Raw genomic sequence first — 26,242 nt, 5'->3', positions numbered from 1 at the left:
GGCTTACACCCATCCCCTCCCGGACAGGTATTCAACCCCAACGGATCCACCCATCCCGTCGGGTTGGGCACGTACTGGTATCCGTTCAGCCCGCCCGCCAGTTTCACCGGATCAGGCGTCAGGTAGCGGCCAATGTCCGGATTGTAGTAGCGATGACGGTTGTAGTGCAGCCCGCTTTCCGGGTCGAAGTATTGGCCCTGGAAGCGCNNNGGGTTGGTAACGGTGTTGACGTCGAGCTTCGCGATTTGGCCGTAGGCGCGGTAGTGCGCTGACCAGACGATTTCGCCATCGGGCGCGGTGAGTTCTTGTGGCGTGCCCAGGTGGTCGAGTTGGTAGTGGAAGGGTTTTACGTTTCCCGGCCCATAGCCTTTCAGCAGCGCTAACGGGCGAAAGCTGTTGGGTTCGTAGATATAGCTTTGGTGGTGATCAGCACTGTGTTCGGCAATCAGCGTGTCGCCTTGCCAGAAGAACTCGGTGGTTTGGCTTTTTATCGTTTTGGCGATACGCCGACCAAACGGGTCGTAGCGATAGCTGGCCTGGGTGCCGTCCGGTTGGGTGACGCTGATCAGGCGATGCCGACAGTCGTAACTGTATTCGGTAACTAACTGCTGCGCCCGACCCCGGCGTTCCCGCAGGAGGTTGCCGAAAGCGTCGTAGTCGTAGTGACGGTCGCCTTGCGTCAACAGCCGGTTGCCTTTGACGACGCTGGGCCCTACGCGGTCTTGCATCAGCAGGTTGCCCGCCGGGTCGTGGACGAAGCGTTCCTGCAGATCGTGCGAGTGGTCGGCGCGGGTCAGGCGGTCGAGCGGGTCGTAGTGGTAGTCGTGCTGGCCTTTGCGGGTGTCGAGGATGCGGGTCAGGTTGCCGCGTTTGTCGTAGTCGTATTGGCGGCGCTGGTAGCGTTGTTCCTGTTGGGTGATGGCGTGGGCGTGCAGGCGGCCCTGGTCGTCGTAGTGGTAATGGCTGAGGAGTTGGCCTTGCTGGCGTTGGTGTTCGCGGCCGGATTTGAACAGGTGCGAGGTGAGCAGGTTACCGTTGAGTTTGACGGTGGAGAGGTCGCCGCCTTTTTCGTGGTGGAAGGTGAGGCGGTTGTTGTCGGGCAGGCGCAGGTAGTTGAGTTGGCCGCATTCGTCGTAGMSRTAGCGCAASGTGCCCCAGCCCTGGTGYTCGGCGGTGAGGCGGTTTTGCAGGTCGTATTCGTARTGCAGYGGCCAGTGGCCGTCGTCGACGCTGAGGAGATTGCCGAGGCGRTCGTAGGTGTAATYRACCGTGYTGCAGTCRGGCAGGGTTTTTCTTACSAGGCGACCGGCGCTGTCCCGCTGATAACCAGTAACCAGACGACTGCCATCGTCGCCGTACTCGGTCTTTTCCAGCAGATGCCCGGCGAGGTCGTAGACATAGGCGGTGCGGCGACCATCAAACCCGGTCTCCTGCTGGATCAGGCCGTTGGCGTGGTACTCAAGCCGGTAGGTTTCCCCAACCTCATTTTCGATCTCGGTGAGTAACAACCGAACATTGTCGTAGCGGTATTTGAGCTGCGTGCCGTCGGGGTTAATCCGACGGCTGATCAGGTGCAGACCGTCGGCGTATTCGTAGCGGGTGACGCGGCCCAACTCGTCGCGCTCAGCAGTGATTTTTCCGTACGGGTTGTAGCTGAATTCGCGTGTGGCCCCGTCAGGCTGAATCACTTTCAGCAAACGACCTACGGCGTCCCACTGATACTGGGTCAGCGCACCATGCTCATCCTCGCAAGCCACCTGCCGCCCCAGGTCGTCGTAGCGATAGTGCCTTACGCCACCATTCGCCAGCTTCTCCTCAATGAGCTGACCACGTTCGTCCCAGATCAGACGCTGGCTGCTGTTATCCGGATACCAGACGCCGCTGAGCTTTCCGTGTTGGGTGTAGGTGTATTCGGTGTAATTGCCGTCCGGATCAGTCTTACGGGTGATATCGCCTTGATCGTTACGTTGGTACTTCCACACCGCGTCACCGCGGCGCACAACCCGTACGAACCCGTTGTCATGCTCGTAGGACGTCGGCGTATCGTCCCCGGGAAACAGCGCAATCAACCGACCGGCTTCGTCGTACTGATAGGCCGTCACCGCCCCCAGCGGATCCTGCTCGACCGTCAGCCGGCCTTTTTCATCGTAGGATTTGAAGTGCTGCGCGCCGTCCGGATCGATCCGCTGCACCAGCCGWGCGCGCTGGTCGTGGACGTAGACTTCCTGGCTGCCATCGGCGTTGTGTACGGTGACMGTGCCGTTGTCRTCCCACACATACCGYGTGTCCATCTGCGAAAAGCTGGCCCAGTGSCGGACRCATCGCGCYGCCTTGCCAGACCGTTCCCACTCCCAGAAGAAACTCGCCCCACCGGCCAGYTCSCGCTCCAGGATCACCTGCTGATCGTCGTACCGATAACGCTCGCTTTCGCCKACMGCGTTGGTCGCCTCAACCAACCGCCAGGCATCGTCGTACGTGTAGGAAACAACGTTCTGTTCGGTGACCCAGCCCGGCTCCCGCTGCACCTGATAGTCGACGGCAACGATATGGCCGCGCTCATACCGCAGCAGCAATCCCTGGCCAACGTGGTTATCGATCCGCTGAATCCGCCCGGAATAGTCGCGGGAAATGCGCAGCCGGTTGTCGTAAGCGTCGCTGATCGCCGTCAGCACACCGTYRCGGAAGTGGTAGAAAAGSGASGYYTGAGCCAGYACYMATTCATCMGGCAAAGCRCCCAGATAAATCGCCGCTTCCGCCAGGCTATTGGTGATSGCCGGCCGTGCAGCAGAGGGCAGGGGAAASGTSGTRCTGCGGTTYTCGTGATCGGTCCACACCACCGATTCGCCGCTCACCACCAAGCGCTGCGCCAGCGCATGACTCCAGCCAAACCCCAACCCGCAATCCACTTCCACGGCACTGCTGCGATACAACCGCGTCCAGGCAAATGGCAGCACACCCTCCAACGAGCCATCCGTGAGGGTCAGCAGTTCCTCACCAGTAACCATCGATACCGGGCAGCCATTGGTACAGGTATTCGCCGAACAGACCGAAGCATCCCCATTGGGGTTTTTCGCCGAAGCCGGGGCATCATCCACATGTTCTTGCTTCACCAGCGCCGTGCGTGCCGCTTTAGGCTTTCGGACCAGCGCTGCCGGATTCGAAACCTCGTTTACACCGGCCTTCAACGGCACGGCCGCTGCCTTGATCGACACTGGATCATTTTTAAGCGACACCGGCTTAAGCACACTGGGGTGCCAGTCCAACCGTGGTGCCTCGCCCAACTTGGCCATCTGCTCGAGTAACACCCGTGCCCGGCCGGACCTGACCTTGCCCAGCACCTGCGGGCCCAAACGCACCGCCACACCCATGCCGCCGGTGGCCAACAGCAACAGCAGGTTGAGCAGTACCTCGGAAGTCACTTCCCCCAGCAGCTCGTTCATGTCCGGCGGCGGAAGCAATTGCGCCCAACTGAACATCGCCGACAGATAGATGAACAGCAGCGGTTCATCGCTCAGCACCAGAAGACCGTTGGCAATGGCCTCATTGCTGAGCTTCAACAGCTCTTCAAGCTCGCCTTGGGAGAGGTACTGCAGCAACTTTTCGCTATTGGGTTTGATGTCCGCCAGCCAGTCGTACAGGTTTGGAATACCGTCCCAAAGGCTGTACAGCGTGTTCGTAATCCCTCGCACAAACGCGGCGTCCATCAACTTGCGACGGTCGAGGGCGCTGGCGTTTGAGTACTGTTTCCACTGCTCTTCGAAGGTGCTCGTCCATTCACTGCGCAAGCTGCTTTCCAGCGAGCTGATCACCGACTGATAGGAGGCGTAGAGCGCCTTGACGTGATCTTTGGAAACATCGGGGTAGAAGCTGACCTGATACTGCTGGTCGCGCGTGCAGTCGGTGATTTCGAGGATGCCGCTGGGGCCGATGGTTTTATGAATGGGGGGACCGATCAGGCTGCCGTCCTCGGCGATGGCCTGGAGCATGACCGGCGTGTTGCCGATCGGCACAAACCGCTTGCTCTCAAACATATGCACCAGGGTCAGCGCACCATTGGGTTTGCACATTGCAACGGTGGTACTGGGGGCTTTAGAGGAAACAGGCGCGACCAGCGCGACCTCATCCCCAACCTTGAACACCTGCTCGACTTCCAGCGACGAAAAGCTCCAGAAGCTCTCAGCCCAATCGTCAAACGTGTTAAGGCACTCCCTGAAGTTACGAAAGACCGCTTCAACGTCCTTCGTCTCCACATCCATGGGAGCCAGGGCCAACCTGCCTATGGCGGGATTCAAGAGGCAGCCCCATCGGGCAGGGCTTTAATCGAAAAAAACATCGGCGTTCCCTCGCACTGTGTGATCAGGCGAAGGACTTTGCAGAGGTTTGTAAGAGAAAGAAGTCAGAGCTATCCACTGCTACTGATAGGACGTTTCGCCAAATCCCCGGCTAAACCGACCCGTTTTCGTAAGCCAAATCTCCGACAAAAATAAATCCCACAAAACCCACATACGCAACAAATCCAACTTGACAGCTTCCATTCCCTTGGCGTCTATTGACGTACCCGCTGGATCATTTCGCAGATGTCCCAGGATGCTCAATGAAGACTGATACCTCACTGACCCACATGCCCAGCGTCCTGCACGCAGCCGAAAGCATCCGCCAAGGCACACTGACCCCTGTGCAACTGGTCGAGCAAAGCCTCGAAGCCATCAAAACCCACAATCCCACACTGAATGCCTTCGGCGACGTCTACACCGAATCCGCGCGGGAGCAGGCTGAAATCCTGACCGCAGAAGCGCAGGCCAACCAATTTCGTGGCCCGCTCCACGGCATCCCCTTCGGCATCAAAGACCTGTTCTCCACCGCCAATCTGCGCACCACCCGCGGTTCGCTGACCGGCCTGGACAACGTCCCCACCCAGGACGCCCCGATCATCCGCCGCCTCAAGGAGGCCGGCGCGATCATCCTCGGCAAGACCGCCACCACCGAATTCGGCTGGACCGGCGCCAGCACCTCCCGGGTTTTCGGCAATGGCCGCAACCCCTGGAACCCCCAGCTCACCAGCGGAGGATCCAGTTCCGGCTCGGCCATTGCGGTGGCAGCACGCATGGTCCCGGCCACGCTGGGTTCCGACGGCGGCGGTTCGGTGCGCATTCCCGGCGCCTTTTGCGGTGCATTCGCTCTTAAAGGCTCTCTGGGGCGCATCCCCACCTGGCCCTGGTCCGCCACTGAAATGCTCAGCCACGCCGGCCCGATCACCCGTACCGTGCGCGACAGCGCGTTGCTCTTCGATATCCTCTCCGGGCCCGATCCGCTGGATCACCAGGCCTTGCCCGCGCCCACCGAGTCCTACCTGGCGCGCTGCGACCAACCGCTGGGCCCTGTGCGTGTGGCGTATTGCCCGACCTTGTTCGATACGCCGGTGGACCCGGTCATCGCCGCCACCGTCGAAGCGGCGGTGCATTACCTTGCGGATGAGCTGCCGGTCACCGTCACCACCCTGAACCTGGACTGGCAAGACCCGCTGGCCACCTTCGAAACCCTGTGGGTCGGCGGGCGCGGGATCGCCTATGGCAAATCCCTGGCCGATCGCCTCGACCAACTGGACCCGGGTTTCGCTGCGCTGATCAAGCGCTCCGCCGATTACGATCTGGCGGCCTACCTCAAGGCCGTGCAGCAACGTGCACTGTTCGCCAATCAGGTACACGCGCTGTTTAATGACTACGACTTACTGCTGATGCCGACGATGCCGATCCTGCCGTTCGCCGCCGACCGGGTTGCCCCCGAGGGCTGGCCGGGCGAGGAGGGCGCGGTGCCCTGGGCCCGCTGGACGCCGTTTACCTATCCGTTCAATATCACCGGCAACCCCGCTGCCAGCCTGCCCTGCGGCTTCAGCCCGAGCGGTTTGCCGATTGGCCTGCAGGTGATCGGCCCACGTTTTGCCGACGCCCAGGTGCTGCAATTCTGCGCGGCCGTCGAAGCCATCGCCCCCTGGGATCAGCACCTCCCCCCGATGCTGATGCCCTGATTGATTGCACCCGGAGTGGGCTCAAAAGAAGCCCGCCCGTGATAAACGCTTTGTGTTGTCCTGCCCTTTCACACCCTGATGAGTGAGAGGTACCCGTGACCCTGTCCATGGCTGTATTACGTTCTATGCTCCCCGCTGGACCGGCTCGCGCCGCGTTTCGCCGTGGGGCGCGCAATACCGGCCGCCTGAACCTGCCCTGGAATACCTCTTTGATGCTCAACCAGCCACGTCTCGACGAAATCATGCTCCTGCTCACCCAACACCAGCGCGTCAAGGCGTCGGACCTGGCGCAGGCGCTGTTCGTCTCCGAAGAAACCATCCGCCGCGACTTCAAGTACCTGGAAGAAGCCGGCAAGCTGCGGCGCATCCACGGCGGCGCGATCCTGCCGCGGCTCAACGAAGAACAGCCGCTGCAAGTGCGCAGCCGCATCAAGCCCCAGGCCAAGACGCGTATCGCGGTGTGTGCAGCGAAGCTGGTGAGCGAAGGCATGGTGCTGTTCCTCGACACCGGCACCTCGACCCTGGCCCTGGCCCAGCAACTGACCGCGTTCAGCCAGTTGCGCATCATCACCAACTCCCTGGACATCGCCCGCCTGATCACCGAGCAAAGCGCCAACCAGGTGCTGGTGGTGCCCGGCGATGTGCGCCGCAACGACAACGCGCTGATTGGCGCCCACACCCTGGAATTCGTCCGACAGTTCCACTACGACATTGCCTTCATGGGCATCGGCGCTGTCGACCTTGAGCTGGGGTTCATGGATTACCAGGAGCCCGAGGCGCTGCTGCGCCGGGAACTGACCAAACACAGCCTGCGCAGCGTGATCCTGGCCGATGACGCCAAGTTCGGCCACCGCACCTTTATCAATACGCTGCCGTTCAGCGCCATCACGACCCTGGTCACCAATCGTGCGCCGTCCAACGACTTTGCGACCCGCCTGGAGCAAGCCCATGTCGATATCCTTTACCCCTGAGTTGCTGGTGCCCAGTGAACAGGACCTTGAAACCTTCGAGGCGCTGTTCCGCGACACCTCGGCCATCGGCGCGACCAAGGCCGGTGGGCTGCATCGCCTCGCCGCCTCGGCCGAAGACGGCGCCGTGCGCGACCTGTTCGCGGCCTGGCTGACTGAACGCGGTTTTGACGTGCGTGTGGATGCAGTGGGTAACATGTTCGGTTTGATCACCTTTAATCCAGAAGCGCCCTACGTGCTGTGTGGTTCGCATCTGGACAGCCAGCCGAGTGCCGGGCGTTTCGATGGGGTCTATGGCGTACTGGCCGGCGCAGTCGCGGTGGCCAGCCTGGCTCGCCAACTGCGCGAGCGCGGCGAAACGCCGGCGTGCAACCTGGCGGTGGTGAACTGGACCAACGAGGAGGGCGCGCGTTTCCAGCCCAGCCTGATCGGCAGCAGCGTGTTCACCGGTGACCTGGCCCTGCAGGACGCCTGGGCCTGCCGCGATGGCGATGGCATCAGCCTCAAGCATGCGCTGCAGCAGATTGGTTATCTGGGGGAGGGCCGCGTCGAGCTGGGCGTCGCCGGTTATGTGGAAATCCACGTCGAACAAGGTGATGGCCTTGAGCGCGACGGGCTGGCCATCGGTGTGGTCCGCGACACCTGGGCCGCCCTCAAGCAACGGATTCGGTTCATCGGTGAACAGAACCACACCGGCCCTACGCCCATGGCCGCGCGCAAGGACGCCTTGCTGGCCGCCGCCCACGCGATCACTGCGGTGCGGGCCGAGGCCGACCTGCACGGCGTGCAACTGCACAGCTCGGTGGGGCGCCTGGAGATCTATCCCAATTCCCCCAACGTGGTGCCTTCCAGCGTGACGTTGCATGTCGAGTACCGCTCGCCCGACACCGAATTACTGGCCGCAGCCGGTGCGCGCCTGGACGCCAGCCTCAAGGCCACCGCCAGCGCCACGTCGACTGACTACAGCATCGAAAGCCGCGCCCTGCGTGAGCCGAGCCACCTGCATCACGGTTTTGCCGAGCTGGCCTACGGCGTCGGCCAGCAACTGCGCTTGCCCATCGGCAACAGCGTCACCGTGTCAGGCCACGACGCCATCAGCCTGAGCCGGCATTACCCGGTGTGCCTGCTGTTTATCCCGAGCAGCAATGGCGTGTCCCACAACGAAGCGGAATTCACCAGCGAACAGGACATGCGCAACGGCCTGCACATGCTGACCGCGTTGCTGCACCGCGCCTGTTCCACCCCCAACGCCTACCGCTGAGGTCTGCCATGTCGAGTCGTTTGCAAGCAAAGTCACGGCTGCTGGGCGCCCTGGAGGCCGCCGGCTTGTCCGCCCATGTGGTGGTCGAAGAGGGCACCGCCGGGATTGCCTCGCCGGTACGCCTGGCCACCGAGTGGGCCGGTTTTACCGTCAGCGCACCGTGGGGCCAGTGTTACGCCAAAGTCTTGCATGACGACATGCGCGCGTTGATCGACATTGAACGCACTGCCCGCGCCACCCAACTGGCAGCTGATTGCGACGTGACGCCGGGTGTGCGCCTGGTAGATGCTACGGCCGGCGTGTTGCTGCTGGATGCGTTGCCCACCAGCGAGTGGCGTTGGGCCCGCCTCGACGAATTGATGCAGCCCCAGCGCCTGCAAGCGCTCTGGGCCCTGAAGAAACAATTGCACCAAGGCACCTCGCCGGGCTTCGCCCGCTCGCCGCTGCAAGACATCCAGCACCTGCGCGAATTATGCGTGCGCTACAGCGTGGCCTTGCCCATCGACCACGCCTGGATCAGCACCTGCATTGACCTGGCCTGGACCTCGCTGCAACTGAACGCCAGCGACTCGGTGCCGCTGCACGGCGACGGCGTGGCGAGCAACGTGATGATCGGCCCGGACGGCGCCTTGCAACTGATCGACTTCGATTACGCCGGCAGTGGTGATCCCTGGTACGACGTGGCCATCAGCCTTAACGAGTTGTACGTCTTCGAAAACGACTGGCGCGAAGGCATCCATGCCTGGGCCGGCGAGTGCCGTGAAAGCGACTATGCGCGCTGCCGCTTGTACGCCTTGATCAACGATTGGTTCTGGACGCTCTGGGGCCTGTGGGTCGGCGCTACCTCGGCGCGGCCGCTGGAGTTTTCCAAGGTAGGGCAGTGGACGCTGTTGCGCTGCCGCCAAAGTCTGCAAGACCCGCGGTTTGAAGGTTGGCTACGTCAGGTACAGGAGGGGCAGGCATGAAAGCGTTAGGTGAGGCGTGTACGCCACAAGAGTGTCAGCTGGAAGCGGCGGTGCGCGGGGTTGCCAGTTGGGGCGGCACCGGCATTCGTTATGAACCGGTCAGCGGCGGGATTTCCAACACCAACTGGCGGGTGGAAGTGGCCGGGATCGACACTGCGTATTTCTTCAAGGTGCCGGGCGTGGGCACCGAGATGTTCATCGACCGCCGCACGGCCCACGACGCCAGCCTCAAGGCGGCGCAAACCGGCTATGGCGCGCCGGTGTTCGCGTTCCTTGAAGAGTTCGGCGTGGAAGTCTTCGAGTTCATGGAGGGCTGGCGCGCCTCCTCCAACCACGACTTCCTCGACCGCGACGTGCGCCACAACGCGCTGCACGCCCTCAAGGCGTTCAACGACCAGCCGCCACTGGTGCAGACCAAGACCGTGTTCGACATGATTGCCGAGCACCAGCGGCAGGTGGAGCAACTCAACGGCTGCAAGCCCGCCGACGACGCCTGGCTGCGCCGCCAATGCGACCGCGCCCGGGGCGTGCTGCAAGCTTCCGGCATCGACCTGGCTCCCTGCATGAATGACACCCTGGCAGGTAATTTCATGCTCAACGACCGTCGGCAAATTCGTCTGGTGGACTTCGAATACGCCTCCAACAACGACCGGCATTACGAACTGGCGCTGTGGTTCGGCGAGATGTTTTTCACTGATGAAATGGAACTGGCCCTGATCGAGGATTACTTCGGCCAGGTCACCCCGCAGAACCTCGCGCGCATCAAGTTGCACAAGGCCCTGGCGGACATCAAATGGTCGACCTGGGCGATGGTGCAGCACGCGGTGTCGCAGCTGGATTTCGACTTCTACAAATACGGCACCTGGAAGCACATGCGTGCCCGCAGCATCATCAACGATTCGCAATGGGAAACCTGGCTAAGACAGGCTTGAGCCTGCGCCAGACAACAATAATGCATTGAATGAAGTCACTTGGGCGCTGATTGGTGCCTGCGTTTTCACTGCTTGATTTTTGTTTGATCACACAAAAAAACGATCCACAAATTCAAGGAGCACCCGACTCATGAAATCTGATAGCGCACCATCCGGACGCCTGAAAAGCCAACTCTTCGGCGTGTACTTTTTCCTGTTGCTGATGCTCGCCTTATTCCCGCCGTTCTATTTGAGCGTGAGCGGCAGTACCGCGTTGGTACTGGGCATACCGTTGCCGATCTTCTACTGGATCGCCATTGCAGTCCTCGCAGGCCTGGGCCTGTGGGCGTTGTACGTCGCCGAATTGAAGGCCGGCGAAATACCCGAAGAGGGGGATGCGCAATGATCAGCACCGCCAGCGATGCCAACCTCTTTATCACCTTCGGCGTCATCGGCCTGTTCCTGGCCGGGATGATCGCCGTGCTGTACGCCACCAACCGCGAGAGCACGAGTTTTTCCGATTACGCCGTAGGCGGGCGCTCCTATGGGCCGTGGTACATCGCCATGTGTTACACCAACTCGTGGTGGCCGGGCTCGACCTTTACCGCGTTTTTCGCCCTGACCATCGGCGGCGCCCTGGGCTTCTACGGCATGGTCTACGCCACCCTTGGCGTGACGGCAATGTACCTGATGGCCCGCCGCGCGTGGACCTGGGGCCAGCGTTTCAACCTGCGCACCCAGCCGGACTTGCTCGGCATGCGCTTCAACAGCCCGGTGGTCAAGCGCGTGGCCTCGATCATCGGCATCATCTCGGTATTCCCGTGGGTGGTGATGGGCATCCAGGCCTTGGCGATGCTGTTCCAGTTCGCCAGCTTCGGCCGCTGGGGCGTCACCACCTGCCTGGTCGCCGGCGTGCTGGTGGTGCTGGTGCGCCAGTACTGGACCGTGAGCATGGGCATGCGCGGGCTGATCATGACCGACATGTTCCAGGGCCTGATCGCCTATGTCGTGTGTGCGGCGCTGTGTGTGTTCCTGCTGTTCGGCGACCAGGCGTCGTTCTCCAACCTGTCGCACCTGCCGGCGAAAATGTTGCTGATTCCCGGCGCCAGCGGCACCGGTTACGGCCCGCTGTACATGTTCAGCCTGATCTTCACCGGCGTGATCGGCTCGATGTGCTGGCCCATGAGCTTCCAGCGCATCTACACCGCCAGCGGCGTCAAGGCGGTGAAGAAAGGCACGCTGTACACGATCCTGTTGGTGGGTGGTTTCTACGGGATTCTGATGCTGTTTGCCGCGGCCATCAGCCAGGACCCGAACGTCATCGCGCACCCGCAACAAGGTTGGTTCCTCTCGCTGTTCGACATCGGCGGGCCGTGGATGCTGGCGCTGGCTATCGTCATCGTACTGGCGGCGAGCATCGGCCACGTCGACGGCTGCGTGCAGGTCTGCGGCACCCAGTTCGCCAACGACCTGGCTACCTGGAACACCCCGCGTACCGATCGGCAACTGACGCTGTTGGCCAAGTCCGGGATGGTGGTGTTTATCGTTGCCGCCTCGGTGCTGGCATACCTGACCTTTGATTACGCGCGACTGCAATTACTGGCGCAGATTTCCTACCAGGGGATTATCCAATTGGCGGTGCCGCTGTTCTTCGGCATTTTCAGCCGCCGCGGCAACAAGGAAGGCGCGATTGCCGGGATGCTGGCGGGGATTGTGGTGGCGATTGTGCTGACGACGATGTATCCGGACGACATTCCCGGGCTGGGGTCGTTGACCAGCGGGATTGTGGGGCTGGTGGTCAATGCGGGGATTTTTGTGGCGTGTGCATTGGCGATCAAACCGAGTGCGCAGGAGAGTGCTCGGGTGGAGCAGTTGTTTGAGATGGCGGCGCCAGGGCGCAAAGTGCCAATGGGGGCAAGGCCGGTCCTGAACTGAACCCACTTCTCTAACCCAATGTAGTTCCAATGTGGGAGCGGGCTTGCTCGCGAATGCAGACTGTCAGTTAAAGCATCAGCGACTGATATACCGCATTCGCGAGCAAGCCCGCTCCCACATTTTTGATTGTGTTTCTACACAGCATTCCCGTTTTGTCGCAGGCGTTTGTAGAGGGTATTGCGGCTGACGCCAAGCTCTCTGGCCAGGTGAGAGATATTCCCGCCCACCGCCTTCAGTCGCTCATTCAGGTCCAGACTGTCATCCACTGCATCACACACCGGCACCACCCCATTCAAATCCACAAAAAAATCATCCGGCAAATGTTCCACCCGAATCGGCTGCTCTTCCGCCATGGCCAGTGCCACCTGCAACACGCTGCTCACCTGGCGTAGATTGCCCGGCCACGGATGCTGTTCAAACAAGGCCAGCACCTCGTTACTCAACCCGGCCCACTGCGTCGGCTCGCGATGCTGTTGCCACAGCTGCTTGAACAACGCCTGTTTATCCGTGCGCTCCCGTAGCGGCGGGAGCTCCAGGGTCAGGCCGCCGATGCGGTAATACAGGTCTTCGCGAAAACGCCCGAGCTGTACCTGTTCGCGCAGCGAGCGGTTGGTGGCGGAGATGATCCGCAAATCCACCGGGTACAACTCGCTGCTGCCTACAGGCTGCACACAGCGTTCCTGCAATACCCGCAACAGCCGGGCCTGGGTCGGCAGGGGCATGTCGCCGATCTCGTCGAGGAACAGCGTGCCTTTGTCTGCCTTGCGGATCAGCCCGATGCTGCCTTTCTGGTTGGCGCCGGTGAATGCGCCTTTTTCATAGCCGAACAGTTCCGACTCCACCAGTTCGGCGGGGATCGCTGCGCAGTTGACCGCGATAAACGCTTGTTGGCTGCGAGAGCTGGCCTGGTGCAGGGCTTTGACGAACACTTCCTTGCCGACACCTGTTTCACCGTGGATCAGCAACGGAATATCCTTTTCCAGCAGGCGCTCGGCCTGACGCACGGCCTTTTCCACGCGGGCATCGCCGAAGTGCAGGGTCTTGAGACTGATGGCCGTGGGGCCAGGTTCGCGGGGCTTTTTCGTTTCCACAAACACGCGAGCCTGCACTGGCGCCTGTTTCGGCCGTTTCAGCAGGCACTGGAAACGGTTGCGTCCGGCGGCTTGCAGCGAGAAGGGCAGGCCTTCGGGCTGGTTGAGCAGTTCCAGCAGCGAGACCTTGAACAGGCTGTCGATCAACACCCGCGACAGGCTGATGCCCAGCAGGTTGTCGGCCCGGCGATTGGCCGACAGTACCTGGCCGCTTTCATCAAAAATCAGCAGCCCGGCCCATTGGCTGTCGAGATTGTTCAACCCGGTATTGAACGTCAGCTGGAAATGCTCACCGCGAAACAGGTTGAGGATCAGCCGGTTCTCGACGGTCTGGCTCATCATCTTGACCATGCCGAGGGTGTGGGAGGGCGGCAGGTAGCTGTCGCTGGACACATCCAGCACCGCGATGATTTCCCGCTGCGCATCGAAGATCGGCGCTGCCGAGCCGGTCATGAAACGGTTGGCCTTGAGGAAGTGTTCGTCATGTTCGATATGCACTGCCTGGGCACAGGCCAGGGCGGTGCCGATGGCGTTGGTGCCGCTGGAGCGCTCCATCCAGCTGGCGCCGGCGCTGAAACCACGGGCCAGCTTGGGGTCGATAAAGCGTTGGGTGCCCCACGAAGTCAGCACCTGGCCCTGGTTGTCGGCAAGCATGATCAGGCAGTTGGAATTGCTGAGGATGTTTTCGTAGTAGGGCAGCACTTCCTGGTGGGTGGTCTGCACAAGGGAATGCTGGCTTTCCAGCAACTGGCTGACGCCGTCTGCGGGCAGTTGGTCGAAGCTCGGTGTGCTCTGGTGATCCAGGCCATAGGCCCGGCAGCGGCGCCAGGAGTCCTGGATGATGGCATCGTGCGCCAGCGGTGTGCTCATGGCGGTGACCCTTGCTTTATTGTTGTTCTGGGGTGCGGAAGGCCCGTTCAGTGTTGTTCAGAACTGTTCATTGTCAACCCGCCGATTGTTCAGTTGTTCAGCCTGACCTGTTCATTTCTGTTCAGAGGCGAATCGCTGTTTTGCCTAACTCGTTGACCGGCCTGAGGTTTGGGTTGTTGGCACGGAACTCGCTCTGTGCTCCTGCCAGAACCATTCCAATAATAAAAAGGTCGTGTCATGTCATTGACCCTGGAGCACGTCACTCGCGTTGTCGAAGGCCAAACCTGGATCGACGACGCCAACCTGCGTTTCGAAGCCGGTTCCTTCAATGTATTGCTGGGCCGCACGCTCTCCGGCAAGACCAGCCTGATGCGCCTGATGGCCGGCCTGGACAAGCCCGACAGCGGGCGCATCCTGATGAATGGCGTGGACGTCACCCAGAAGCCGGTGCGCCTGCGCAATGTGTCGATGGTCTATCAGCAGTTCATCAACTACCCGACCATGACCGTGTTCGAGAACATCGCCTCGCCGCTGCGCCAGGCCGGAGTCTCTGCCGAGCAGATCCAGAGCAAAGTCCTCGAAACCGCGAAAATGCTGCGTATCGAGAAATTCCTCCAGCGTCACCCCCTGGAACTCTCCGGCGGCCAGCAGCAACGCACCGCCATGGCCCGGGCGCTGGTCAAGGATGCCGAGCTGATTCTGTTCGATGAACCCCTGGTGAACCTGGACTACAAACTGCGCGAAGAACTGCGCCAGGAAATGCGCGAGCTGTTCAAGGCACGCCATACCATCGCGATCTACGCCACCACCGAACCCAACGAAGCCCTGGCCCTGGGCGGCACCACCACGATTCTGCATGAGGGCCGGGTGATCCAGAGCGGCAAGGCCGCCGAGGTCTATCACCAGCCACAGACCGTGCTGGCGGCCGAGCTGTTTTCCGAGCCGCCGATCAACCTGATGCCCGGGCGCATCAGTGGCAATGAAGTGAGCTTCGCCAACTTCGTGCACTTCCCGCTGAACGTCGACCTGCGGCCCATCGGTGAGGGCGAGTTTCGCTTTGGCGTGCGTCCCAGCCATATCAGCCTGGTGCCGAGCAACGACGATGACCTGGAGCTGGCAGTGACCGTGGAAGTCGCCGAGATCAGTGGCTCGGAAACCTTCCTTCATGTGCGCAGCGAACACTTCCTGCTGGTGCTGCATTTGCCCGGCGTGCACGAGTACGACGTCGACGCGCCGATCCGCATCTATATCCCCACCCACAAACTGTTTGTGTTCGATGGCCAGGGACGGCTGGTCCAGGCCCCCGGCCGACGTGTCGCGAGGGTTGCCTGATGGCCGAGATCCATTTGCAGAACCTGGCCCACAGCTACAGCTCAAAGCCAAACGGCCCCGAGGACTACGCGATTCGCGAGATGAACCACGTCTGGGAGCAGGGCGGCGCCTACGCGTTGCTGGGGCCGTCGGGCTGCGGCAAGTCGACCTTGCTCAACATCATCTCCGGCCTGCTCAGCCCATCCGAAGGCCAGGTGCTGTTCGACGCCAAGGTGGTCAACGAACTGACCCCGGAAAAACGCAACATCGCCCAGGTGTTCCAGTTTCCGGTGGTGTACGACACCATGACCGTGTTCGATAACCTGGCTTTTCCCCTGCGAAACCAGGGCATGGCCGAGGCGAAAATTCACAGCAAGGTGCAGGAAATTGCCGAGGTGCTCGACCTGCAAAACCTGCTGGACAAAAAGGCCCGCAACCTCACTGCCGATGAAAAGCAGAAAGTCTCCATGGGCCGCGGCCTGGTGCGGGATGACGTGTCGGCGATCCTGTTCGACGAACCGCTGACGGTGATCGACCCGCACCTGAAATGGAAGCTGCGGCGCAAGCTCAAGCAGATCCACGAGCAGTTCAACATCACCATGGTCTACGTGACCCACGACCAACTGGAAGCCTCGACCTTCGCCGACAAGATCGCGGTGATGTATGGCGGGCAGATCGTGCAGTTCGGCACGCCCCGGGAGTTGTTCGAGCGGCCCAGCCACACCTTTGTCGGCTATTTCATCGGCAGCCCTGGGATGAATCTGATTGAGGTGCAGGCAGAGGCGGGCGGTGTGCGCTTTGCCGGGACACATCTGGCGTTGCCCGAGGCGTTGCAGCAGCGCATTGGCGAAACGCCTTACAAAAGGCTGCAGGTCGGCATCCGCCCGGAATTTATCCATGTGTGGGATGAGTACAATCCCGACGCGCTGCAGGCGCAAGTCACCCATGTGGAAGACCTCGGCACCTACAAGATCATGACCTTCAACCTCGATGGCGCACCGTTGAAAGTGCGCCTGGCCGAAGACAAACCGGTGCCCGAGGGCCAGGCGTCCATCAGCTTTCCGGGGCAGTGGCTGATGGTGTATGCCGATGACTACTTGCTGGAGGTGCAGCCATGAACAAGGTGCAGAACAACAAGGCCTGGTGGCTGGTATTGCCGGTGTTCCTGCTGGTGGCCTTCAGCGCGGTGATCCCGATGATGACCGTGGTCAACTACTCGGTGCAGGACATCTTCGACCAATCCAGCCGCTACTTCGTCGGCGCCGACTGGTACAAACAGGTGCTGCTGGACCCGCGCCTGCATGACTCGCTGCTGCGTCAGTTCATCTACTCGGCGTGTGTGCTGTTGATCGAGATTCCGCTGGGCATCGCGATTGCCCTGACGATGCCCACCAAGGGCCGATGGTCGTCGCTGGTGTTGATCGTGATGGCGATTCCGCTGCTGATTCCGTGGAACGTGGTCGGCACCATCTGGCAGATCTTTGGCCGTGCCGACATTGGCCTGATGGGTTCCACGCTCAATGCGATGGGCATCAGCTACAACTACGCCGCCAACACCATGGACGCCTGGGTCACGGTGCTGGTGATGGACGTGTGGCACTGGACGTCCCTGGTGGCGCTGCTGTGTTTCTCGGGGCTGCGGGCGATCCCGGATGTGTACTACCAGGCGGCGCGGATTGATCGGGCGTCCAGCTGGGCGGTGTTCCGACATATCCAGCTGCCAAAACTGAAGAGCGTACTGTTGATCGCGGTGATGCTGCGCTTCATGGACAGTTTCATGATCTACACCGAACCGTTTGTGCTGACGGGCGGCGGGCCAGGGAACGCCACCACCTTCCTCAGCCAGACGCTTACCCAGATGGCCGTAGGCCAATTCGACCTGGGCCCGGCGGCGGCGTTTTCGCTGGTGTACTTCCTGATCATCCTGTTGGTGTCCTGGCTGTTCTACACCGCCATGACCCACTCCGACGCCAACCGCTGAGGCCGCCAACATGAGCAAGCGCAAGGTAATCCCGCTGCTGGTCTACATCCTGTTCCTGCTGGTGCCGATCTACTGGCTGCTGAACATGTCCTTCAAGAGCAACACCGAAATCCTCGGCGGCCTGACCCTGTTTCCGCAGGACTTCACCTTCGCCAACTACAAGGTGATCTTCACCGACCCGAGCTGGTACACCGGCTACCTCAACTCGCTGTACTACGTCAGCCTCAACACCGTGATTTCCCTGAGCGTGGCGCTGCCGGCGGCCTACGCGTTCTCGCGCTACCGCTTCCTCGGCGACAAGCACTTGTTCTTCTGGTTGCTGACCAACCGCATGGCGCCGCCGGCGGTGTTTTTGCTGCCGTTTTTCCAGCTGTATTCGTCCATTGGCTTGTTCGATACGCATATCGCGGTGGCCTTGGCCCATTGCCTGTTCAACGTGCCGCTGGCGGTGTGGATTCTCGAAGGTTTCATGTCGGGCGTGCCCAAGGAAATCGACGAAACGGCCTACATCGACGGGTACAGCTTCCCCAAGTTTTTCGTGAAGATTTTCATCCCGCTGATTGGCTCGGGGATCGGCGTCACGGCGTTTTTCTGCTTCATGTTTTCCTGGGTCGAGCTCCTGCTGGCACGCACGCTGACGTCGGTGAACGCCAAACCCATCGCCGCAGTGATGACCCGTACGGTTTCGGCCTCCGGCATCGACTGGGGCGTGCTGGCGGCGGCGGGGGTGTTGACCATTTTGCCGGGCATGCTGGTGATCTGGTTCGTTCGCAACCATGTGGCCAAGGGCTTTGCCCTGGGCCGGGTCTGAGGAGTCGATGATGGAATGGATGGCCTGGACCACCCCGACTGCACTGTTCTTTGCCGCGATCGGCCTGCTGCTGGTGGGCATGACGACCTGGGAATTGCGCTCGCCGAGTATCCCCCGGCGCGGCTTTTTACCGATCAGCACCACCCGTGGTGATCGTTTGTTTATCGGTCTTCTCGGCAGCGCCTACCTGCATTTGTTGGTGATCGGCGTAACCGGCTGGAGCATCTGGGTGGCGTCCGCGCTGTCTCTGGTGTGGCTGTTGTCTGTGATGCGTTGGGGCTAGCTGCCCCTTTTGAACCCCAAAACCAGGAGGTCTCTATGTTCGATAAAAACAATAAGCTGCGACATAGCATTTCATTGGCGGCCGTGCTGGCGCTCAGCGGGCTCAGTGCTGCGGCCTGGGCGGATGCTTATGAAGACGCTGCGAAAAAATGGATCGGCAGTGAGTTCAAACCGTCGACCCTCACCGAAGCCCAGCAGCTTGAAGAGCTGAAGTGGTTTATCAAGGCCGCGGAGCCGTTTCGCGGGATGAAGATCAACGTGGTGTCGGAAACCCTCACCACCCACGAGTATGAATCCAAGGTGCTGGCCAAGGCCTTCAGCGAAATCACCGGGATCAAGCTGACCCACGACTTGCTGCAGGAAGGCGACGTGGTGGAAAAGCTGCAAACCCAGATGCAGTCCGACAAGAATATCTATGACGGCTGGGTCAACGATTCCGACTTGATCGGTACGCACTTTCGCTATGGCAAGACAGAATCCATCACCGACCTGATGGCCAACGAAGGCAAGAACTTCACTTCACCCACCCTGGACATCAAGGACTTCATCGGTATTTCGTTCACCACTGCGCCCGACGGCAAGATCTACCAATTGCCCGACCAGCAGTTCGCCAACCTGTACTGGTTCCGCGCCGACTGGTTCGAACGGGCAGACCTGAAAGCCAAGTTCAAGGAGAAGTACGGCTATGAACTCGGCGTGCCGGTGAACTGGTCGGCCTACGAAGACATCGCCAAATTCTTCAGCGAAGACGTCAAGGAAATCGACGGCAAGCGCGTCTACGGGCACATGGACTACGGCAAGAAAGACCCGTCCCTGGGCTGGCGCTTCACCGATGCCTGGTTCTCCATGGCCGGTGGTGGCGACAAGGGCCTGCCCAACGGTTTGCCGGTGGACGAATGGGGCATTCGCGTGGAGGATTGCCACCCGGTGGGCTCCAGCGTCACCCGTGGTGGCGACACCAACGGCCCGGCGGCGGTGTATGCCACGCAGAAATACGTGGACTGGATGAAAGCCTATGCACCACCGGAAGCGGCGGGCATGACCTTCTCCGAATCCGGTCCGGTGCCGTCCCAGGGCAACATCGCCCAGCAGATCTTCTGGTACACCGCGTTTACCGCCGACATGACCAAGCCGGGCCTGCCGGTGGTCAACGCCGACGGCACGCCGAAATGGCGCATGGCGCCATCGCCCGTCGGGCCTTACTGGGAAAAGGGCATGAAGAAGGGCTATCAGGACGTAGGTTCCTGGACGTTCCTCAAGTCGACGCCCGAGAAGCAGAAACTGGCGGCCTGGCTGTACGCGCAGTTCGTGACCTCGAAAACCGTGTCGCTGAAGAAAACCATCGTTGGCCTGACGCCGATTCGTGAGTCCGACATCAACTCCCAGGCCATGACCGACCTGGCGCCGAAACTCGGTGGGTTGGTGGAGTTCTACCGCAGCCCGGCCCGGGTGGAGTGGACCCCGACCGGCACCAACGTGCCGGACTATCCACGGTTGGCGCAATTGTGGTGGAGCCATATTTCGGAAGCGGCCAGCGGAGAGAAGACGCCGCAGCAGGCGCTGGATGGGTTGGCCAAGGATCAGGACGCGATCATGACGCGCCTGGAACGCTCCAAGGTGCAGCCGATTTGCGGGCCGAAAATGAACGAGGAACGGGACGCGCAATACTGGTTTGACCAGCCGGGTGCGCCGAAACCGAAGCTGGCGAATGAGAAGCCGCAGGGTGAGACGGTCAGTTATAACGAGTTGCTGAAGTCGTGGGAGGCGGCGCGCAAGTAACCCAGACGCCGCAGATCAAAATGTGGGANNNNGGCTTGTGTGGGAGCCGGGCTTGCCCGCGATGCAGGCGCCTCGATGTGTCAGTTACACCGAGGTGATGCAATCGCAGGCAAGCCAGCTCCCACACAAGCCNNGTTCCCACATTGGGTTTGCGGTGTTTCTGAGGGGGGCTATTTGGGATACAGCGGCGGCAAGCTGGTGCTGTCCCCCGCAGGGTCCTGCTCGCGCTCCGCCATCGGAATCGCCTTCACCGCCCGCCACAATTCCTCTCCCTGCCAATACTGCCCACTCTCGCTGTACAGCGCGCCGTTCAACCCATCCAGCGCATCCGACAATGGCACAAACCGCGCCGCCATATCCGCCAGGGTCTCCGGCTGCTGTCGCGCCCAGGCATCCAGCGCCTGACGCGTAGCCTGCGGGTCATTCGCCTGGCTCGCCCGCTTGAGGTCGTCCAGCAAGGTACGCGGGCTCGGGCCGGTTTGCGCGGCACGCAAAATCGCCGGCTGCCAGCGTGCACGCCACCACAAACCGAAGCCCAGCAGGGTGGTGCAGGCCAGGATCAGGCTGGTCAGTTGCCAGATCCACAGGCTGTCGTTGTCCGGCGCGGTGATCACGGTCGGGCTGGCCGGCGTGTCCACGATCAGGCTCGGGTTGGTCGCCACCTGCAGGGTGCGCGCCGGCAGGCTGGTGCGTTCCAGATGGTCTTCGTGGGTGTTCCACCACACCACGTCCACCGCCGGCAGTTCAAGCGCGCCAACGCGGTTGGGCACCAGCGCTTCGCGGTCTTCACGGCTGCCGATCAGGCCACGGTCGTTGTTCTGGTTGCTCAGCACCGGCTGGTCCGGGTAGCGGCGCAGGCCGGGGATGTCGCTCAGTGCCAGCGGTGGCAGTTGCGCGCCGGCCAGGCCTTCGGCTTTCAAGGTCAGGCTGCGGGTCAGGGAGTCGCCCACCTGTACGTGATCGGGCTCGGGGTTCCAGCTTTCCGTGAGGGTCAGGCTGCGGGCCGGCAGCCAGGGAGCATCCGCCGGGTACAGCGCAGGCTTGGCCTTGACCGTCAACGACAGCTCCGGCGAACTGACGTGAATCAGCTTGCCGGGCTTGGAACCCTGGGGGTTGTTGTCCTGGGCGGGCCGTGGCTCTACCAGGGTGGCGCTGAACGTCTGCGTCGGAATGGTCAGCGTGCCGCTGTGCTGCGGGTAGATGGCATAGCGGGTTTCGATCACACCGTGGCGGATGCCGTTGATGACTTTCTCGTAGGTGCGCGACTCGCCCAACTGCTCGATGCGCGTATCGGCGACCTGCAACGGCGTGAGGCTGCTGTCGTCATACAGCGACACCGAGTGGTAGACGCGCACGGTCAGCAACGCCTGGGCCTGGACGTAGACGCTGTCCTGGTCGAGGTTGGTTTCGATGAACACAGGAGCCAGTTGGGCCTCGGTGTTCTGGCTGACGGTTTCCACCACTTGCAGGGTAATCGGCTGGGTCTTGAGTTCGCCGATCTGCAACGGTGGAATCACCACGGTGCCGTTCTCCTTGGGCAGCAGGGTGATGATCCAGCGGGTTGTGGCATGGTTATCGCCACCCAGGGTGGTGAGCTGGTTGATCTGGCGCGTGCCGCTCACTTCAAACAGCGGGTCCAGCGGCGCCAGGTCCGGTTTGCCGAACAGCGTGACGTCGTTGGATTCCACCGTCAGTTCCACCGTCTCCCCGGAATTGATGCGGCTGCGGTCGACACTGGCCACCAGGCCGGCGGCCTGGGCCTGGCTGGCCCACAACGCGAGGGTGAGAAGAAGGGCGGTGCAGCGGTTCATCGAGTCTTGTCCTGATGTTGTTGCTGTTCGTACCAGAATTTGCGTCGCAGCAGCTCGCCGGGGTTGTCCGGGATCTGCCGCAGCCATTGTTCCAGGGCCTGGCGCTGCTCGCCTTCAAGCGTGCCGTCGACCGGGCGCAGGGGCGGGGTGGTGGTTTGTTCATCACCCAACTCGCTGCCGGGTACCTCGTTGCTGCCGGCGTGGGGCGTGGCCCCGGTTTGCGTGTCGGTCGCGCCGGGCTGGCCCTGGCCTTGGGACGTCTGCTCGCCACCGGTGGCGGTCTGGCTGCTGGCGCCCGGTTGCGCAGTCTGGCCGGGTTGGGTGGTTTCGTCATCCTCGTTTTTTGCAGGCTTGGCCGGCTCGGTTTTTTCCGGTTCCTGTTGCATCAGGCTTTCCACCAGCGCCTTGTTCTTCAGCGCCGGCTGCAAGTCTGGCTGGGCTTCGAGGGCTTGTTCGTAGGCATCGATCGCCGCTTCCAGCTCGCCGCTTTTGGCCAGGGCATTGCCCCGATTGTAGTGGGAGTAGGCGTCGCTGCCTTCGGCAAACCGCTTGGCGGCTTCGGCATAGTTGCCCGCTTCATACAGTGCGACGCCTTGCCATTGCGGGTCTTCGAAATGTCCGGCTGCTTCGGCTGGGCGTTTTTTCTTCAGCAGCAGTTGGCCCTGTTGGTCGGGGCGCAGCCACAGGTCCTGGAAGTCGAAGGCATAGCTGGGCTGCGGCGCGCCCAACAGCAGCAACGGCAGGAAGAACAGCCAGCCCCGGCGCCCGGCGCAGGCAGCGAGCAGCAGCAGTGGCAAGAGCAGCCAGTAACCCTGGTCGGCCCAGGTGTCGAGGTGCAGCAGTTGGCCGTCATTGCGCAGGCTTTGCGGGCCGTCCAGCATCCCGAGGTGGCGCAGGTCCTTGTCGTCCAGGCGTGCCTGGCGGTAGAGGCCGCCCATTTCGCTGGCGAAGGCCTTGAGGGTCGGGCTGTCGAGACGCGGTACGAGGATTGCGCCTTGGGCGTCCTTGAGGAATTCGCCGCTTTCCTGGGTCACCGGCGTGCCTTCGCGGCTGCCAATGCCGAGGATCGACAAGCTCGGCGCCTGGTTGCCTTGCAGCTGCAGGCGGATCCCCTGGCGTTCCTGCTTGGACAGCGACGAGCCGATCAGCAGCAGCCGACCCTGGCCGAGGCCGCCATGCTTAAGCAGGCTCAGGGCCTTCTCCACGGCCAGGTCGGCGCGGTGGCCGGGCTCGGGCATGATCGAGGGGCGCAGGGCTTCCAGCAGGTTATGGCTGGTGGCCAGGTCGTCCGAGAGTGGCACCAGCGTATGGGCGCTGCCGGCGTAGACCACGATGGCAGTCTGCGCATCGCTGCGGGCCTGAAGCAGGTCGAACAGCTTGCGCCGTGCCTGTTCGAGGCGGCTGGGCGGGCTGTCGGTGGCGAGCATTTCCGGGGTCAGTTCCAGCAGCACCACCAGCGGGTCGGCGGGCTTCTGGCTGGACTGTTCGACGCGTTCCCAGCTCGGGCCCAGCAACGCCAGCACGGCCAGCAGCCAGGCGATGCCGAGCACCACCCACGGCGATTTGCTCTCCCGACCATTGCCGCCACTGAGCAACGCGGCGTGGAACGCCGGCGGCAGAATCATCTGCCAGCGCCCGGCGCGTTTCTGGCGGTGCCACAACTGCCACAGCAACCAGCCGAGCAGCGGCAGCAGCAACAGCCACCAGGGACGGAACCAGTGCGGCCACAGGGCGATCATCGACGCCTCCGCAAACGCAAGCGTTTGAGGCGTTCACGCCATTCAGGATTGGGTTGCAGGAAACGGCCCTTGCTTGAGAGTTTGTTGAACAGGCGTTGCAGGGCGTTATCCGGCCAGCGTTCCTGGATCACCAGCAGCATGCTGAGGATCAGCGCCAACGCCAGCGGCGCGCTGTACAGCGCCTGGGCGGGGCGGGCCTGGGTGGGTTGCTGGGCCACGGGTTCGAGCTGGTCGAGGGTTTCCTTGATCTTCAGCAGTTCGTTGCCGTCGCGGGCGCGGAAGTAGCGGCCGCCGGTGGCCTCGGCGATGGCCTTGAGGGCCGGTTCGTCGAGGTCGAGGCTCGGGTTGACGCCGAGGATGCCCAGGGAGCCGGTTTGCTCGGGGTCTGCGCCGATGCCGATCGGGTAGATTTTCACGCCTTCTTCGGCGGCCAGGCGGGCGGCGGTCAGCGGGTCGATTTCGCCGGCATTGTTGGCGCCGTCGGTGACCAGGATCAGCACCCGGCTTTGCGCCGGACGCTGGCGCAGGCGCTTGAGGGCCAGGCCGATGGCGTCGCCAATCGCGGTGTTTTTACCGGCGATGCCAATCCGTGCCTCATCCAGCCAGGTGCGCACGGTGCGCCGGTCAAAGGTCAGCGGCGCTTGCAGATAGGCCTGGCTGCCGAACAGGATTAATCCCACGCGATCACCTTCGCGGCCCTCCAGGAAATCTCCCAGCAGGTGCTTGACCAGGCTCAGGCGGCTGACGTCTTCGTCTTGCCATTGCATGTCGGGGAAGTCCATCGAGCCGGATACGTCCACCGCCACCAGCAAGTCGCGGCCGCTGGCTGCAATCGGCAAGGGTTCGCCGAGCCATTCCGGGCGGGCGGCGGCGGTCAACAGCAGCAGCCACAGGAACACAAACGGCGCTTGCTGGCGCCATCCCGGCAGGTTGACCCGCGCGCGGCGGCGGGCCAGGCCTTCGAGGTCGCTGAGGAAGCTGACTTTCAGCGCCGGTTCGCCGCTGTCGGCCACCGGCAGGATGAGGCGCAGCAACCAGGGCAATGGCAACAGGGCAAAGATCCACGGCCAGGCGAACTCAAACATGTTTGCGAATCCAGGTGTCGACGGCCTGGGTCAGCCCGGCGATGGCCTTGTCGTCGAGTTTGCATTCGGGCTTGTAGGCGCCTTCCACCAGCACCATCCAGCGGGTCAGGCCGGCGGCGGGGCAGCGGTTGTCGAGGAACGCCAGCCACTTGCGGCCATTGAGGGTGTGGCTCTGGCTGTAGGGGTAGTCGTTGCGGCACAGGCGCTTGAGCAGGCCGTTGAGCTGTTGCAGCCAGGCACCGGCCGGTGCGCCGTCGTAGGGTTTGGGCATCAGGGCCAGTTCGGCGAGGGCGGCGATGCGCAGCGGATCCAGGGGTTGTTCGGCACGGGCCAATGGGCGCTTGGCTGGCAGGAAACGGCGCAGCCACCACAGGCCCCAGCCCGCCAACGGGATGATCAGCAGCAACAGCCACCAACCCGGCGCCGGCGGCCAGAAGCCGATCACCGGCGGGGCGATCAGGGGTTGCAGTTGGTCGAGGCTGCTCATTGCTTTTTAACCGGGCGTTGCGGGTTCAGGTATTCGCGCAGTTGCTCGACCATTTCACCCTGGGTACTCAAGGGCATCAACAGCACCCGCAGCTTTTGCGCGAGCAGTTCCCAGCGTGCGCTGCGGGCTTCGGCCTGGGCCTTGTAGGCCTGGCGCAGATCAAAATTCAGAGTGTCCAGTTCCAGCTGTGCGCCGCGCTCGGCGAAGCGCAGCAGGCCGGCGGCGGGCAGGGCGTGGTCCAGCGGGTCGGAAACCGGCAACAGCAGCAGGTCGCAATGCCGTGACAGCAGGCTCAGCTGTTGCTCGGCGCCTTCGGTCAGGGCGCGCTCGTCACAGATCACAATCACCAGGCTGCCCGGGCGCAATACTTCCCGGGCTCGGCGCAAGGCCATGCCGAGGGCGTCGGCTTCGGGGCGGCGTTCGGTGTTGAGGCTCTGGTTGACCCGTACCAACCGGTTGAGCAATTGCAGCAGGCTTTGCTTGCTGCGCCGGGGTTTGATTTCGTAGTGCTCGCTGTCACCGAACACCAGCCCGCCGACCCGGTCGTTATGGCCCAGCGCCGCCCAGCCGATCAGGCTCGCCGCCTGAGCCGCCAGCACCGACTTGAACATCTGCCCCGAGCCGAAAAACAAGCGGCAGCTTTGCTCCACCATGATGAAGATCGGCCGTTCGCGCTCTTCATGAAACAGCTTGGTGTGTGGCTCCTGGGTGCGTGCAGTGACGCGCCAGTCGATGGTGCGCACATCGTCGCCGGCCTGATACACCCGCACCTGGTCGAAGTCGACCCCGCGCCCGCGCAGTTTCGAGTGGTGCAGGCCGATCAGCGGGCTGCGCTGGCTCGGCGTGGAAAACAGCTGCACTTCCCGCACGCGATGACGCATCTCGATCAATTCGCTCAGGGTGACACGGGTTCCATCGCCAGCGTTCATG

The 26,242-nt window shown here is 62.2% G+C and carries 20 protein-coding genes; 13 read left to right on the top strand and 7 right to left on the bottom strand.

Annotated elements, in window-relative coordinates:
- Nucleotides 1-4,256 (bottom strand): RHS repeat-associated core domain-containing protein (locus JV201_RS16565; protein WP_219405734.1); only part of this gene is annotated, 4,256 nt, incomplete at its 3' end.
- Nucleotides 4,257-4,621: 365 nt separating this feature from the next.
- Here JV201_RS16565 and JV201_RS16560 point away from each other — a divergent pair.
- From JV201_RS16560 to JV201_RS16530, 7 genes are all read left to right on the top strand, one after another.
- Complete coding sequence (locus tag JV201_RS16560; RefSeq protein ID WP_219407191.1) at nucleotides 4,622-6,025, top strand: amidase; 1,404 nt, start codon at nucleotides 4,622-4,624, stop codon at nucleotides 6,023-6,025.
- A gap of 212 nt (nucleotides 6,026-6,237) precedes the next feature.
- The gene (locus JV201_RS16555) at nucleotides 6,238-6,996 is read left to right on the top strand and encodes a DeoR/GlpR family DNA-binding transcription regulator (protein WP_008433061.1); all 759 of its coding nucleotides are present in this window, start codon (nucleotides 6,238-6,240) and stop codon (nucleotides 6,994-6,996) included.
- Entirely contained in the window at nucleotides 6,974-8,254 is a 1,281-nt protein-coding gene (locus tag JV201_RS16550) for a M20 family metallo-hydrolase (RefSeq protein WP_219405733.1), read from the top strand. The genes JV201_RS16555 and JV201_RS16550 overlap by 23 nt, the downstream gene beginning before the upstream one ends.
- A gap of 8 nt (nucleotides 8,255-8,262) precedes the next feature.
- On the top strand, nucleotides 8,263-9,219 hold the full coding sequence (locus JV201_RS16545; protein WP_008433059.1) for an aminoglycoside phosphotransferase family protein: 957 nt from the start codon (nucleotides 8,263-8,265) through the stop codon (nucleotides 9,217-9,219).
- Complete coding sequence (locus tag JV201_RS16540) at nucleotides 9,216-10,151, top strand: choline kinase family protein (protein WP_003218516.1); 936 nt, start codon at nucleotides 9,216-9,218, stop codon at nucleotides 10,149-10,151. The genes JV201_RS16545 and JV201_RS16540 overlap by 4 nt, the downstream gene beginning before the upstream one ends.
- Before the next feature lie 130 nt (nucleotides 10,152-10,281).
- Nucleotides 10,282-10,536: a hypothetical protein gene (locus tag JV201_RS16535; RefSeq protein ID WP_219405732.1), complete on the top strand. Its 255-nt coding sequence runs from the start codon at nucleotides 10,282-10,284 to the stop codon at nucleotides 10,534-10,536.
- Complete coding sequence (locus JV201_RS16530; protein ID WP_219405731.1) at nucleotides 10,533-12,065, top strand: sodium:solute symporter; 1,533 nt, start codon at nucleotides 10,533-10,535, stop codon at nucleotides 12,063-12,065. Before JV201_RS16535 ends, JV201_RS16530 begins: the two co-directional genes overlap by 4 nt.
- Nucleotides 12,066-12,199: 134 nt before the next feature.
- On the opposite strand, the gene JV201_RS16525 is transcribed toward JV201_RS16530, so the two are convergent.
- Nucleotides 12,200-14,026 carry a sigma-54-dependent Fis family transcriptional regulator gene (locus tag JV201_RS16525; RefSeq protein ID WP_177029348.1) on the bottom strand — a complete coding sequence of 609 codons (1,827 nt, stop codon included), beginning with the start codon at nucleotides 14,024-14,026 and terminating at the stop codon, nucleotides 12,200-12,202.
- A 237-nt stretch (nucleotides 14,027-14,263) separates the two neighbouring features.
- On the opposite strand from JV201_RS16525, the gene JV201_RS16520 reads away from it, so the two are divergent.
- The 6 genes from JV201_RS16520 to JV201_RS16495 are packed head-to-tail and all read left to right on the top strand — an operon-like array spanning nucleotide 14,264 to nucleotide 20,190.
- Entirely contained in the window at nucleotides 14,264-15,358 is a 1,095-nt protein-coding gene (locus JV201_RS16520; RefSeq protein WP_003218524.1) for an ABC transporter ATP-binding protein, read from the top strand.
- Nucleotides 15,358-16,455, top strand: a complete 1,098-nt coding sequence (locus JV201_RS16515; protein ID WP_219405730.1) for an ABC transporter ATP-binding protein — start codon at nucleotides 15,358-15,360, stop codon at nucleotides 16,453-16,455. Before JV201_RS16520 ends, JV201_RS16515 begins: the two co-directional genes overlap by 1 nt.
- Nucleotides 16,452-17,318, top strand: coding sequence for a carbohydrate ABC transporter permease (locus JV201_RS16510; protein WP_003218527.1), 867 nt, complete (start codon nucleotides 16,452-16,454; stop codon nucleotides 17,316-17,318). The genes JV201_RS16515 and JV201_RS16510 overlap by 4 nt, the downstream gene beginning before the upstream one ends.
- A gap of 10 nt (nucleotides 17,319-17,328) precedes the next feature.
- On the top strand, nucleotides 17,329-18,129 hold the full coding sequence (locus JV201_RS16505; protein ID WP_008433050.1) for a carbohydrate ABC transporter permease: 801 nt from the start codon (nucleotides 17,329-17,331) through the stop codon (nucleotides 18,127-18,129).
- Between the two features lie 10 nt (nucleotides 18,130-18,139).
- A complete protein-coding gene (locus JV201_RS16500; RefSeq protein ID WP_003218532.1) occupies nucleotides 18,140-18,412 on the top strand; it encodes a DUF2160 domain-containing protein in 273 nt (90 codons plus the stop codon).
- 35 nt (nucleotides 18,413-18,447) lie between these two features.
- Complete coding sequence (locus tag JV201_RS16495) at nucleotides 18,448-20,190, top strand: ABC transporter substrate-binding protein (RefSeq protein ID WP_003218534.1); 1,743 nt, start codon at nucleotides 18,448-18,450, stop codon at nucleotides 20,188-20,190.
- Between the two features lie 170 nt (nucleotides 20,191-20,360).
- Here the strand turns inward: JV201_RS16495 and JV201_RS16490 are convergent, their stop codons facing one another.
- Genes JV201_RS16490 through JV201_RS16470 form a run of 5 tightly spaced genes read right to left on the bottom strand, consistent with a single transcriptional unit; the run spans nucleotide 20,361 to nucleotide 26,241 of the window.
- Complete coding sequence (locus JV201_RS16490; RefSeq protein WP_219405729.1) at nucleotides 20,361-22,001, bottom strand: BatD family protein; 1,641 nt, start codon at nucleotides 21,999-22,001, stop codon at nucleotides 20,361-20,363.
- Entirely contained in the window at nucleotides 21,998-23,740 is a 1,743-nt protein-coding gene (locus JV201_RS16485; protein WP_102369281.1) for a tetratricopeptide repeat protein, read from the bottom strand. The genes JV201_RS16490 and JV201_RS16485 overlap by 4 nt, the downstream gene beginning before the upstream one ends.
- Complete coding sequence (locus JV201_RS16480; RefSeq protein WP_003218538.1) at nucleotides 23,737-24,825, bottom strand: VWA domain-containing protein; 1,089 nt, start codon at nucleotides 24,823-24,825, stop codon at nucleotides 23,737-23,739. Before JV201_RS16480 ends, JV201_RS16485 begins: the two co-directional genes overlap by 4 nt.
- Nucleotides 24,818-25,312: a DUF4381 domain-containing protein gene (locus JV201_RS16475; protein ID WP_003218539.1), complete on the bottom strand. Its 495-nt coding sequence runs from the start codon at nucleotides 25,310-25,312 to the stop codon at nucleotides 24,818-24,820. Before JV201_RS16475 ends, JV201_RS16480 begins: the two co-directional genes overlap by 8 nt.
- Nucleotides 25,309-26,241 carry a DUF58 domain-containing protein gene (locus JV201_RS16470; RefSeq protein ID WP_003218540.1) on the bottom strand — a complete coding sequence of 311 codons (933 nt, stop codon included), beginning with the start codon at nucleotides 26,239-26,241 and terminating at the stop codon, nucleotides 25,309-25,311. Before JV201_RS16470 ends, JV201_RS16475 begins: the two co-directional genes overlap by 4 nt.
- Nucleotide 26,242: the final 1 nt, after the last annotated feature.

The sequence above is a fragment of the Pseudomonas sp. Colony2 genome (assembly GCF_019382755.1).
Classification (GTDB): Bacteria; Pseudomonadota; Gammaproteobacteria; order Pseudomonadales; family Pseudomonadaceae; genus Aquipseudomonas.
This window is presented reverse-complemented; position numbering and strand designations above follow the sequence as displayed.